This window comes from Acinetobacter sp. YH16051 (assembly GCF_013417135.1).
GTDB classification, from domain to species: Bacteria; Pseudomonadota; Gammaproteobacteria; order Pseudomonadales; family Moraxellaceae; genus Acinetobacter; species Acinetobacter towneri.
This window is the reverse complement of the sequence record NZ_VPEN01000001.1, coordinates 367,071-380,901: the sequence shown is the minus strand read 5'-3', so window position 1 is coordinate 380,901 and position 13,831 is coordinate 367,071. Positions and strand designations below refer to the sequence as shown.

9 protein-coding genes and 1 rRNA gene are annotated in these 13,831 nt (G+C 42.7%); 7 read left to right on the top strand and 3 right to left on the bottom strand.

Going from position 1 to position 13,831, the window contains the following annotated elements:
- A 16S ribosomal RNA gene (locus FTV41_RS01825) occupies nt 1-331 on the bottom strand; the annotation flags it as partial.
- Between the two features lie 558 nt (nt 332-889).
- On the opposite strand from FTV41_RS01825, the gene FTV41_RS01820 reads away from it, so the two are divergent.
- The 4 genes from FTV41_RS01820 to FTV41_RS01805 all read left to right on the top strand — a co-directional run bounded on the left by FTV41_RS01820 (nt 890) and on the right by FTV41_RS01805 (nt 4,370).
- Nucleotides 890-1,813, top strand: coding sequence for a VacJ family lipoprotein (locus FTV41_RS01820; RefSeq protein ID WP_179996006.1), 924 nt, complete (start codon nt 890-892; stop codon nt 1,811-1,813).
- Between the two features lie 101 nt (nt 1,814-1,914).
- On the top strand, nt 1,915-2,883 hold the full coding sequence (gene gigA / locus FTV41_RS01815; protein ID WP_096902424.1) for an RsbU family protein phosphatase GigA: 969 nt from the start codon (nt 1,915-1,917) through the stop codon (nt 2,881-2,883).
- A 113-nt stretch (nt 2,884-2,996) separates the two neighbouring features.
- Entirely contained in the window at nt 2,997-3,524 is a 528-nt protein-coding gene (gene gigB, locus FTV41_RS01810) for an anti-anti-sigma factor GigB (RefSeq protein ID WP_131260742.1), read from the top strand.
- A 21-nt stretch (nt 3,525-3,545) separates the two neighbouring features.
- Complete coding sequence (locus tag FTV41_RS01805; protein WP_131260743.1) at nt 3,546-4,370, top strand: carbon-nitrogen hydrolase family protein; 825 nt, start codon at nt 3,546-3,548, stop codon at nt 4,368-4,370.
- Nucleotides 4,371-4,450: 80 nt separating this feature from the next.
- Here FTV41_RS01805 and gspE read toward each other — a convergent pair whose 3' ends face one another.
- Entirely contained in the window at nt 4,451-5,938 is a 1,488-nt protein-coding gene (gspE, locus tag FTV41_RS01800) for a type II secretion system ATPase GspE (RefSeq protein WP_004975184.1), read from the bottom strand.
- A gap of 102 nt (nt 5,939-6,040) precedes the next feature.
- Here gspE and FTV41_RS01795 point away from each other — a divergent pair, with 102 nt between their 5' ends.
- Complete coding sequence (locus tag FTV41_RS01795) at nt 6,041-6,862, top strand: hypothetical protein (RefSeq protein ID WP_179996005.1); 822 nt, start codon at nt 6,041-6,043, stop codon at nt 6,860-6,862.
- A 9-nt stretch (nt 6,863-6,871) separates the two neighbouring features.
- Entirely contained in the window at nt 6,872-7,795 is a 924-nt protein-coding gene (locus FTV41_RS01790; protein WP_179996004.1) for a mechanosensitive ion channel family protein, read from the top strand.
- A gap of 48 nt (nt 7,796-7,843) precedes the next feature.
- On the opposite strand, the gene FTV41_RS01785 is transcribed toward FTV41_RS01790, so the two are convergent.
- Nucleotides 7,844-10,855: a DUF2339 domain-containing protein gene (locus FTV41_RS01785; protein ID WP_179996003.1), complete on the bottom strand. Its 3,012-nt coding sequence runs from the start codon at nt 10,853-10,855 to the stop codon at nt 7,844-7,846.
- Nucleotides 10,856-11,037: 182 nt separating this feature from the next.
- Here FTV41_RS01785 and polA point away from each other — a divergent pair, with 182 nt between their 5' ends.
- Nucleotides 11,038-13,797 carry a DNA polymerase I gene (gene polA / locus FTV41_RS01780; RefSeq protein WP_179996002.1) on the top strand — a complete coding sequence of 920 codons (2,760 nt, stop codon included), beginning with the start codon at nt 11,038-11,040 and terminating at the stop codon, nt 13,795-13,797.
- The last annotated feature ends 34 nt before the right edge of the window (nt 13,798-13,831 follow it).

Genomic DNA, 13,831 nt, shown 5'->3' with positions numbered 1-13,831 from the left:
CTGGGCCGTGTCTCAGTCCCAGTGTGGCGGATCATCCTCTCAGACCCGCTACAGATCGTCGCCTTGGTAGGCCTTTACCCCACCAACTAGCTAATCCGACTTAGGCTCATCTATTAGCGCAAGGTCAAATGATCCCCTGCTTTCTCCCGTAGGACGTATGCGGTATTAGCATCCCTTTCGGAATGTTGTCCCCCACTAATAGGCAGATTCCTAAGCATTACTCACCCGTCCGCCGCTAGCTCAGTTACCGAAGCAACCTCGCCCGCTCGACTTGCATGTGTTAAGCCTGCCGCCAGCGTTCAATCTGAGCCATGATCAAACTCTTCAGTTAAAATCATTTTGAAGTTTTAATCTAAACTTCCAAATCTGGCTCATCAATTTTCTGACTTAAATTTCGCTCAAATAAACTTCGAGTAATTTAAACCAATCAATCAATGAAATATTTTCGATCAATCAATCAGTAAAAATCCACACAAGTTGTTCTTCATAATCTCTTAATGATCTTCTCGATGCTTCGTCAGCATCAAGCTAGGTCGGCTATACTACTCTCTATTTCTAGAAAGTCAACATGCAATGTTGATTTTATTTTCAAACCCATCTACTCAAAACAAACTCAATTAATCTTAAATCAATCAACCAAGCTATTGTTTTTCAACAAGTTTTTATCAACATCACCGCCGATGGATGTGCATTATAGGCCAAATATTTTGCCATGCAAGGCTTTTTGTAAAAGAAATATTTCGAGTGTTTATTTTTTGTTCATTCTTACCTTTTCTACACACATTTTGAGCAAATTTGCTTTAATACATCGTTTCAATTAACTGTTACTATACACCCATCAGCGATATAACAGCTTTTGCTTACTCAGATTTAAGCGCTAGGATTCTTTATGTATCAACAAAAATATCTTTGGGTGTGCCTTGTTTCTTTAGGATTCATCACCTCAACACATGCGACAATGCCTTCTACTGAAGAAGTTGCTCAAGAAGAAACTACTGAAGTTATTGCGGCAGATTCATCTTCTGAAACTAAAAGTAGTCGTTTGAATGCGCTTAAAGAATTAAAAAATGTAAAAGCCAAAGATTTAAAAGTGAATGCAAATGCTGCACAACCCGATGAAGTCAAAGACCCACTGCAACCTTTGAACCGTCAGATTTATGCATTCAACGATATGTTAGATCGTAATATCGCGCGTCCACTTGCGGTTCAATATACAAAGAAAGTCCCTGGTGAAGTGCGCGGGTCATATCGTCAATTCCGAAAAAACTTGGGCGAACCTTGGAATGCGGTTAACCAATTGATTCAAGGCCGCCCTTTACGTGCCGCAAAAACTTTAGGTCGTTTTAGTTTAAATACGATTACTACTTTAGGCATGGCTGACCCTGCACGTCGTTTAGGTTTAGACACGGAAGAAGAAAAATTTGGTACAACCTTGGGCTACTACGGTGTCCCTTCAGGGCCTTATGTCATGCTACCAATTTACGGCCCAAGTACTTTCCGTGATGGTTTCGGCACACTTGTAGATGGTCAGGCACGTCCACAAAAATACATTTTAGATGGCAATGACCGTTTATATTGGTCGGAGCAAGTTATGCGCGGCCTAGATACGCGCTCGCAACTCCTAGATGTAGAACAAGTATTACAGGGCGATAAATATGCCGCGATTCGGGATATTTACTTGCAACGTAAAAACTTTGAAATTGCGGAAAAGAAAGGACTCGATGCAGATAGTATTTCTTTTGTAGATGATGAAACCGAAGAACTTTTTGATGATCAAGAAGAAATAAACCCGCCTGAAGAAAGCAAAGAATAATTTGTAAAACATTTTACTCAAGGTGAGTTTTTACTTTCCTTGAGTATTCAGGCATTGTTATAGTAACGCTTTGTTTAGGTTCAGGGTCAACACAAAACTCTATGTATTTCATTCAACCCACACGTGATATTCCATATCTAGAACAGGTGCTCGACACACTTCCTAGTGTGCAAATGATTCACATAGATGACATCAGCTTGTATGACCCAACCATTATTGCAATTGCCGATGTGCAAGATTATTTAACCCATCAATGGAATTTACCCACGATTGTATTGGCCTTTGAAGATGAAGGCACAGCATTGGTGCAAGCATGGGAACAAGGCGCTTTAGCAGGTTGGTTGTGGAGTCGTTTACCAGAAAATCCACCACAAGCCTTACGCAAAATAGACGCACAATATAAACGCAATCAAGACAGCCGCGACTTACCTTCAGCTGCTGAACTACAAAAAAAATTACTGCCCAATCCTATCGAACTGTGCAACTACCGTGTAGATACGTTATTTAAGCCTTCGGCTTATTTGTCGGGCGATTGGTTTGATTACTGGAAAATCAGTGATAAAGAAATCATGTTCTATTTAGCCGATGTCTCTGGGCATGGTGTAACTAGTAGTTTACTAACGTCTTGGATGGCTGCATTTCATGGTCGCTCCAAAACACCACGCGAACTGATTAAGAAGCTGAATGGCATGTTGGTTCAAGAAAATATTGAAAAACATATCACCATGATTAGTGGGATTTTAAATATTGAAACCCACGAACTGCGTTGGTCGAGTGCGGGGCATTATCCACCTGCCATTATTATCGAACCCAATCAAGCACCTAAAATTTTAAATACCAGTAGTTTTCCTTTGGGACTGACTGAAGATTTAGAAGTTGAGGAATTTGAGTGCGTATTAAATAAACAGGCGCGGTTTATTATCTGCTCCGATGGTGCGTTAGAACCTTATAGTGGTGGTTTGAATGAACAGTTTGAACAATTGGTCTTTCACTTGCAAAATCAATCATTCCAAGCCCCCGATCATGTAGCAGATGATATTGCGATCTTGAGTTTGTGTCGAACAAAATAACCAATAAATCAGCCAGTTAACTTCTCAACCCAAGATATACGACTGTAAGCCACTTGAGTCTATATAGTCGCTATGGGATAATTATCTAATCCTTCTCTGCAAATGGCATTTATATGTCAACAGGTCATGTTGAATATGCAAGTTTGAATGGAACGCATATCTTTAAGCTTTTTGGCGAAGTGCGTGCCCAATCTTGTATTAGTCTAGACAAACTACTCAGTAAAATTGAACAGCAATCTAATGTGGTGGGTGCAATTGTAGATTTAACCCAAACTACATTTATTGACAGTACAGTTTTAGGTGTATTGGCTAAGCTAGGCTTAAAACTGAAACAAATCCATAACATTCAAGCAGTTATGCTCTCTACTAATCCAGACATTACTACGCTCGCCAATAGCATGGGCTTAGGACAGGTGTTTGTGATTTTAAATTACTGTGGTGACCCAACTGTCTGCACGCGTGAGCTGGTAGAAGAACACGTCACGCATAGCAATATGCTCACTACGGTATTAGATGCCCATAAAACCCTCATGAAGCTGAATGAAAACAACCAAAATATGTTCGAACCTTTGGTGAAACAGCTACAAAAAGAACAAGATAGTCTCGATCAATGTGCTGAGCAAAATCAGCAGAACGCTTGATCTTCACTCAGGAATGCTTTGATGACTTTACTTTCTGTTGCTCAAATGAACTCACAAAATGATATTGAGGAAAACTTCAAAATCATTGAAACATTGATTCAACAGAGTAAAGCGGATGGTGCTGAACTGATCGTTTTCCCCGAAAACCTTGTCTGCTTTGCAGCAGGCAAACAACGCGAAACCGCGGCACAGTTTGAAAGTATTCAACAGCGGTTGGAACAGCTTGCACATCAATATCAAATTTGGATTGTGGCGGGTACATTGCCCTGCCCATATCGCCCTGATGGTTCAACAATTGCAGATGGTCGTGTGCGTACGGTCAGTTTATGTATTAGCCCAGAAAAAACTGAAGCACGTTATGACAAAATTCATTTGTTTGATGTGCAAGTTGGTGACTCTGTTGGTGGTTATCAGGAATCTAAGTTTTTTGAACCTGGCTCTGAAGTCGTTGTAGCGAAAACACCGTTTGGCAACATTGGCTTAATGGTGTGTTATGACTTGCGCTTTCCTGAATTGGCCTTAACTTTACGTGCGCAAGGCGCCAATATTTTAACTGCGCCATCGGCTTTTACTTACACCACAGGTCAAATGCATTGGCAATTGCTCTTGCAGGCGCGTGGCATGGACAGTCAATGTCAGGTTTTAGGTGCAGCCCAACAAGGTTGGCATGGTGAAAAACGTCAGACTTGGGGACATTCAGGCGCTGCCAATTCACGCGGACAGTTATTGTCAATGGTGCAAGACGAAGGTACGCAACTGATTACAGTGCCCTTTGATTTAGATGAACAAAGCAAAATTCGAGAGTCGATGCCGTTAATGCAGCATCGTCGTTTATTGCAATTTTAAAATTGAATTTCAATAAAAAGGGTTGATCAACAATATAGTGATCAACTCTTTGTATTTCTTATCTTAACCTTACTTTTTAGCTATTCAGCCGCTTCATTGGTCACGCGCAGCACTTCTTCCAAAGTGGTTTTACCTGCCAATACCTTACGCAATCCATCTTCACGAATCGAACCTGATTGCTGTCGTGCATAATCTTCCAGTTCATATTCCGCGGCATTGCCATGAATCAAACGGCGCATTGCTTCATCCACAGGGACAATTTCATAAATTGCAGTCCGCCCAGTAAAACCTGTATGTGAGCAATGTTCACAGCCTTTCGGTTGCGGAAGTTTTAAATCGCTTGCATCGGTCACACTTTTAAAGAGTTCTTGTTCAAAGTCATCTGCAGCATGCCATGTGGCGCAGTGCGAACATAAGGTGCGCACTAAACGCTGTGCGATCACCCCAATTAATGAACTTGACAGCAAGAACGGCTCGATGCCCATATCTTTTAAACGGGTGACTGCACCAATGGCCGTATTGGTATGTAGGGTAGACAGTACCAAGTGACCAGTTAAGGAAGCCTGCACTGCAATTTCGGCGGTTTCTAAGTCACGAATCTCCCCCACCATCACCACATCTGGGTCTTGGCGCAGCATGGCTTTTAAAGCACGAGCGAAGGTCATATCCACTTTGGTATTGACCTGTGTTTGCCCAATCCCTTCAAGTTGATATTCAATCGGGTCTTCTGCAGTCAAAATATTTTTAGAACCGTCATTCAGGTCTGACAAAGCTGCATATAAGGTCGTAGTTTTACCCGAACCTGTCGGCCCTGTAACCAAAATAATCCCGTGTGGTCGATGTACCAGTTGCTTTAAGCGCTCATAATCATTTTGCATCAGCCCCAAGTGCGTCATGTTTAAACGACCTGCTTGCTTATCCAGCAAACGCATTACCACCCGCTCACCATGCGAAGATGGCAGCGTTGACACACGTACATCGACCTCACGACCTGCTAGTCTGAGCGAAATACGACCATCTTGAGGGATACGTTTTTCGGCAATATCCAGTTTTGCCATGACTTTAATACGTGACACCAATAAAGGCGCAAGTTCACGGCGCGGTTGCACGATTTCACGCAACTGACCATCGACCCGCAAACGGACTGACAGTTTTTTCTCAAAAGATTCGATATGAATATCCGATGCGCCAACCCGAATCGCTTCAGACAGTAAAGCATTGATTAAACGTACAATCGGTGCATCATCTTCCTGATCCATCAGGTCTTCTGCTTCAGGAACTGAATCTGCCAAACTAAGCAAGTCAGGGTGATCTTCCAATCCCGCAGCGACTTGCTGCGACTCGCCTGTATCACCTGCAAAACTGCTGCTTAATAATTGGTGAAATTCCTGATCGCTACAAAGTTGATGCTGTGCAGGATGCCCCAAAAAACGACGCGCCTCCTGAATGGCAAGCATCGGCGTATTTTCACGACGTACAATAAAGGCATGATCGCCCTCATAACGAATTAACACCCCATGGCGTTTGGCAAAGCTATACGGTATTTGTAATTGTTTCAGTACTTGCATCAGCGATTATAATAATGATGAAAAAATTTAATTTGAGTGTACTCTAAGCGTATGACAGCGTGAAGTCTGTTTTCGCTGATTTATCAAGAAAAGGATAGGCCATTGTCACATAATCATGAGATTTCAGAAACTGATTCGGCTAAATTAAAATGGTGGGGTGACTATGAGTTTGAGCTCAATCGTCCTAAAACGTGGCAATTTGGCTCACTCTTAGTACGTTTGACCCGTGGTATGCAAGAATGGCGTTTGGAATATTATCGCCCGCAGGTTCAATACGATTATGAACAGCAATGGCATAACATTGATGATCCTGAATTTGCCTTTCCACAACCTGTGAAAATTGAACGCTATATGTTCAAATCTACACAAAGTAAATTACAGCTCATGCCTCGTTTGGCAGACCGTTCAGTGGTGATTAAACCTGTCGATCCAATTTATATTCCTGCGGGGCAACGCGGCACATTGTATATCAGCACACCGTTGTGGATGTCTGCCTTTGTCGATGGTCAACGTGAACCCATTTTTGATTTGCCGATTATTCGCCCGAAAGATACTTGGTTTGGCCCCAATCATCGTACAGGTGAAATTTGCTATGCCACAGCAGTCGATGGCCGTACCGAATTACATCAATTAAAACCACGTGCATTTCGTGCCGTCACGCCGATTGAATTTCACAACACCAGCAATCAACAATTGCGTTTTGACCGAATGAATGTGCCTGTGCCTGCGCTGCCTTTATTTTTCAGCGAAAGTACAGGTCGTTTATGGACTTCACAAATTAAAGTGATGCATGAAGGTTTAGACCGCCCGCCACGAATTCGGATTGAAAATCGCACCCCGCCACATGCAGGTGAAGTGACCTATTTGCAACCACCGCGTGAAACGGCAGGTGCTTTATTTAATATGTTTGATTCATTTTTCTAAGAGGATGTTATGGCAGATTCCAATATTTCCAAAGAAATCACCAACAGCCTCAAAGGAATTTTTACCAATATCAATACAGATCGTCTGACCGAAATTTTGGTCGCAATTGTATTGTCTTTGATTGGTTTCTTAATTGCACGTTTTGTTTCCAATACTTTTGTACGCACTATTGGCGCACGTTTTAATGCGCATCAACGCTTAGTTTGGCGACGCGGGATTTTTTACTTTATTTTCCTGCTGTTTGTGATGGCGAGCCTGAAAGAAGCAGGCTTTAAACTCAGCGTGTTTTTAGGTGCAGCGGGTATTTTAACCGTGGCTTTGGGTTTTGCCTCACAAACCTCGGCATCCAATTTAATTAGTGGTATGTTCCTGATTGGCGAAGGTTCTTTTGAAGTGGGCGATACCATTCAAATCACCCTGATTCGCGGACACACCATTGAAGGTGAAGTGATCTCAATTGACTTACTTTCAGTTAAATTGCTGACCCAAGACAATATTTATGTGCGTTTACCCAATGAACAATTGATTCGTGCACCCGTGCATAACTTGTCCAAGTTTCCAATCCGACGTGTGCCCATTACCCTCGCGATTAATTTTCACGAAGATATTATTAAAGTGCGTGAAGTGTTGCTCAGTGTCGCCAATCAATATCCGCTCGTGCTGTCTGACCCTAAACCCGCGGTGACAGTTACAGCTTTCCGTGAATCTTCAATTGAATTGTTGTTTGCGGTGTGGTGTCAGCAAGAAAACTTTTTAAAGGTACGTGATGAAATGCAGGAACGTATCCGTAATGGTTTCCTAGACAACCAAATCGAAATTCCTGTACCCAAAATGGGTTTTGTTGATCATCCTTTATCGCGCCCTTTAAATAATGAAGAACTTGATCAATATGCCAATGCCCAAGCACTGAAACGAGAACCTGACTTAAAGTAATCGTTTCAGTCTTCGACACTTTGCCTCTAACTAAACTTGAGGATCTGCTCAAGCTTTGGAAGACGGCGAAGTGTTGTTTTTTGCGAGATCTGGCTCAGGAATTGGGGCGATATATGCAATCAGTAGCATACCTAAACCTGCAGCAAAGAATGACAGCACGCGCATTAAAGTTCCAATATTAGATAAATCTAAAAGCACCAATTTTAAGGTCACAATCACCAAAATACTGCTGCCTAAAATCCACAAGGCACGTAATTGTTTCAGACTGGCAATCCACATGGCGATACAAGCCAAACTCACCCAAAGCAAGGTCAAACTGAGCTGCACAGTGGCATCTTGCCAAACAGCAATTTGGTTGATTGGCGTTCCCAAATACAGATGTAAGGCACGAAATAGCACATAACTACTTAGCCACAGTAAACTCAAGACCATAATTACCGCTGCCAAGCCTTGGTCTAAATGGGTTTTGCGTTGCAGATTCAACATCCACAAAATAGCCACCAACATGGCTATACTAACCAAATCAAATGGATTCAAAATAGGCAGTACATAGCCGTAAAATGCGTGTTCAGTCAACAGTTGTGAACATAGCATCCACATCAACATGAAGATTAAATTGCTACGCGCATACCAAAATTTGCGCCAATCTGAATCCGGTTGTTGCCACCAACACCACGCCGCAAAGAGCAATGGTAAAATCACCACGCTGCTATACGGATGCTGTGGTAACAGCGTTAAACTCGCCATCGCCAAAATGGGTAACAGTCCTAAACTCAGCCATTCTTTGTCGCTGCGGACAGTCCATAAAGGACGCAACCACAACACACTGAGCACGCCTGCAAACAAGGCAAATAGCAGACGTTCAGTACCCGAAACCCAATGCACCGCTCCATCATAGCTACGGCTGAATAATAAACCTGCTGCAGTGAGCGAAACTGGCGTTAGACCTAACCATTTGGGCAATAGCCATGACCATGTCGCTTGACGAGAAAGTAGTACTTCGTTGATAAGTAAATAAATGACCACCACCGCCAAAAGCGTCTGTACGGTTGCAAGTTCTCCATCAAAGTAATCTAAACCTAACCATAGCCATAAACTGGTTGCAGACAACATCATTAAACACAGTACGCTCGTGGTTGCTGTGCTCAGTTGTTGTCTGAAAGCTGCACGGCTGTTGGAAAACACCACAACCGTGGCATAACTTAGGCTCAGTACCCAATAAATACTGCGCTCGAAATAAGGCAACTCTACTAAATAATACAGCCCAGATAAGCCCGCTACGGCAAACAAACCTAGTGCCAAATAACGGCTAATTTTAGAATATTGAATAAAGGCAAAAATAAACACAGCCACGCCTTGTAATGCCCAACCAATGACACTCCATTGTTCAGGCAGTAAAATAGGTGGAATCAACACACTAAAAATCAGCATCAAACTGAAATAACTTTGTGCAATAAATTGTGTCTGCCGATGCTGTTTGGTCAGCCAATACAAACCTGCAAAAACCACCGCAAATAACAAACTAAAGGCTGCCTGCTCTGCTGTTTCTTCAAAATACATCAGATATAAACAGGCATAACCGACAATGGGTGCGCCAAAAATCAAGGCAAGGTCTAAAATAGGTTTCAGCTGAAACGTGGCGACATCTTCCTGTGCCAAAAGCTGACTAAAGCGAAAACCCAACCAAATAAAAATAGCCGCATGCGCCAAAACTAAAAGCGTTAGCACCTGCCGTTCAAAGATATAACCATGATAAAAGGCATAGCTGCCACCCACCACAACCGTCATTAAAAACGCAATTTGATTTAAATATTTCCACGGACGTAAACTACTTAAAATGGCAACCGAAATATTAATCAGCAAATAATAGGCAATAAATTCAATGGCTGTTGCATTACGAACAGGTAAAGTAAACGGTGCGAAATACGCAATCAGCATTGCCATGAGGGCAAGTTCGACTGATTGTTGTTTTAAACTCAGCCAGAGCGTGAGCAACATCACCACAATAAAACACAGACTGGCGATAGCTAAATTTGGAATGACCAAATTGTAATAGGCAAAAAATAAGGTCAGACACAGCCCAGCCAACCCCAAACCTTGCACACCCAAAGCAAAGCTGCGATTTTTGTTGCGTAACAGATAACCGAATACTGTCACTGCTGCACTCACGCCAGCAACGAACAAAAGTTTCACTGCCAAACTAAATTGCCAATGTTCAGTAGCAAAACGTAGCAGTAACACCACGCCTATGAGTAACACTACAATTGCTGCTTTTAATACAGGATTACCATGTATCAGCCATGATTGAGCTTGTTGCAATAAACTGTTACTTGATGAGCGCGACTGAGTTGCAAAAGGTGCAACAGACCTTGAGGATTTGGCTAAATCTGGAGCCGAATATTCTTGATGTAGATACTCTTGGTCTTGATATGGATAAGAAACTTGAGCTGCTTGTTCCCGAACAGAATTCGGCTCGCTCGATAATGTGGAATCAGATTGAATAGCGATGGTTTCAGGTTGAGAAGCGGTTGATATAACACCATCATCCACATTTGCCTTAACTGATGAAAGACTTGCATCAACTTCAGATGTATTGGCTAAAATATGCTCTGCGAATTGCGTTTGAACCTTTTTCTCTTGAGCATTGGTCTTTTGAGGATAGCTCTTTTGAGCATGCGCCTGAAGCTTAGCGGCACTTTGTAATTGCTGTAATTGATACAGTCCTTGCTCCAAACGCTGCAACCATCGCAACAACATAAAAATCCATGCACTTAAAGCAATAGATGTCAGTAAATACCAATCCAGCAATATTCCTAAAAAAGCAATAAAAGCGGCGATATATAAAGGAGTTTTAGAGCTTTGGCGTTGTACTTGTGACTGTGCATCCACAACCTGTTCCAGTGAGTTCTGCACTCGTCCCACAAAAAACATCACGCTGACCACCGCAGCAACTGCACAGATATAACTCAGCATCGGCACACCGAGCCACCATGCGCCAATTGAAATTATGATTAATAGCATGAACCAAATGATTCGAATTTCATTCTGCCCTGTCTGCATTGCTCTTCATTTTATTGATATTGTCATGGCTCCGATCATACAACAGACAGCACGATTCTGAATCAGGATTCATCAGCAATTCGGTAACTGTGCGTCTGCAACACTTGCCTTAAAAATCAGTTTCTGCGACAACTGCAAAAATCACGTACAATAAACTGCTTATTTGCAGAAGGAATCAATCCATGCCACCATTTGTCTTGGTCGATGGCTCATATTTTCTATTTCGTGCCTTTCACGCACTACCACCATTAACCACGTCAACTGGTTTACATACCAATGCTATTCGTGGCGCGATCTCTGCGATTCAAAAGTTGATGCGTCGTACTCAGCCTACTCACATGGCGGTAATTTTTGATACGCCTGAGCCGACTTTCCGTCACGAACTATCGCCAATTTATAAAGGTGACCGCCCAAGTATGCCTGAGGAACTTTCTCAGCAAATTCCATACTTACATGCTTTAATTCGTGCTTTGGGTATTCCACTTTACATGCTACCAGGCGCAGAAGCCGATGATATTATTGGAACTTTAGCCAAACGTGCCGAAGCCGAAGGACAGCAAGTACTGATTTCTACGGGCGATAAAGACATGGCGCAGTTGGTGACTGAAAAAGTTACCCTTGAAGACAGCTTCAAAGAAAAGCCAATGGATATTCAGGCTGTGTTCGATAAGTTTGGAGTCTGGCCACATCAAATTATTGATTATCTGACCCTCATGGGTGATGCTTCCGATGGTATTATGGGCGTGCCCGGCATTGGCGCCAAAACTGCTGCAAAACTACTGACCGAATATGGCTCGATTGGTGCGATTTTAGAAAATGTCGATCATATTAAAGGCAAAGTCGGACAAAATATTAAAGACAATGCCGATGGCATCGCGCTAGATCATCAACTCGCCAGCATTGTTTGTGACCTTGATCTGAACTTTGGTTATGCCGATCTAAAACTACAAGACCCTAATGTTGAAGCCTTACGCAATTTATATACCGAGCTAGAATTCCGTAATCAATTACAATCGCTCGATCATCCAAATAATCCAAATAACAGCAATTATAAACAAGCTGCAAAAACAGTCGCCGCACCGACAGCCAATGAAATTGAAACTGAAGATCAAGCCACGCAAAGCAGTGTTGATGATCAACTCGGTGCAGCAACATACCACACCATTTTAGATCAGGCGCATTGGGATGCTTTGCTGCAACGCTTGCAAACTGCACAGCGTTTTGCCTTTGATACAGAAACCACCAGTCTGGATTATCGCGTTGCAGAAATTGTTGGTTTTTCTATCGCGTTCGATGCCAAAGATGCCTATTACGTACCTTTGGCGCATGATTATGAGGGCGCACCACAGCAGCTCAACCGTGATCAGGTTTTGGCACAAATCAAACCTATTTTAGAAAATAATGCGGTGGATAAAATTGGGCATCATTTAAAATATGATGCGCATGTGCTTGAAAATCACGGTATTCATTTACAAGGTTGGTATTTCGATACCATGTTGGCATCTTATGTGCTTAACTCTGTCGCAACCCGTCACGGCATGGATGATGTGGCACGCTTATATTTAAGCCACCTGACCACATCTTATGAGCAAATTGCAGGCAAAGGCGTCAAGCAAAAAACTTTCAATCAAATTGAAATTGAAACGGCTGCGCACTACGCTGCAGAAGATGCGCATGTTACGTATCGTTTATATGAAGTGCTGTCTGCGAAGCTACAAAAGCATCCTGAATTGGTCAATATTTTGCACAACATCGAAATGCCTGTGGCGCGTGTGCTGACCAGTATGGAAGAAAATGGCATTCAGCTTGATCTGAAATTTTTAGATCAATTGGGTGTCGATTTTTCCCAAACCATGCAAGATTTGGAAAACCAAATTGTAGAATTGGCAGGTGAAAACTTTAATGTCAGCTCACCGAAACAAGTGGGCGAAATCCTGTTTGATAAACTCGGACTCAAAGGCGGCAAGAAAACCGCAACAGGTCAATACAGTACCAGTGAAAGTGTTTTGGAAAAAATTGAGCATCCGATCAGTAGTTTAATTTTAGACTACCGTGGTTTATCTAAACTCAAAAGCACCTATACCGATGGCTTACTGAAACAAGCCAACAACGATACGCATCGAGTGCATACCAGTTATCACCAAGCTTTGACTGCAACAGGGCGTTTATCTTCTACTGATCCAAACTTACAAAACATTCCAATTCGTACCGAAATTGGTCGTCAAATTCGTAAAGCCTTTGTCCCACCTGAAGGTCGCGTGTTGTTGGCAGCCGACTACTCGCAAATCGAATTGCGTTTAATGGCACATTTTTCACAAGATGATGCCCTACTCGATGCCTTTAACCATGGACAAGACGTGCACCGCCGTACTGCGGCAGAAGTCTTGGGTATTGCCTTAGAAGACGTAACCTCAGATCAGCGTCGTCAGGCCAAAGCTGTAAACTTCGGTCTGCTCTACGGCATGTCGGAATTTGGCTTAATTCGTCAGCTTGGGTTTACCCGTGAAGAATCACAAAACTACATCAAGCAATACTTCCAGCGTTATCCGGGCATTTATGAATATATGCAACGTACCCGCCAAGTCGCGCTAGAACAAGGTTTTGTAGAAACTATTTTAGGTCGTCGCCTCTATACGCCAGATATTGCTGCACGTAATATGATGGTACGTAAAGCGGCAGAACGTGCGGCAATTAACGCGCCATTACAAGGCTCTGCAGCTGATATTATTAAAATGGCGATGATTGAAGTCGACAAAATGTTACCGCAAGCGCAAGCCAAAATGTTGCTGCAAGTACACGATGAATTGGTATTTGAAGTCGATGCAGATGCGGCAGATGAACTCGCGCCGAAGTTGGCAGAAGTCATGCAATCTGTGGTGGAAATTTCTGTACCATTGGTGGTGGAAGTCGGAAAAGGCAATAACTGGGATGAAGCGCACTAAAGTCGTTGCGCTCTCTTTTTTCAGCACCTTCCTT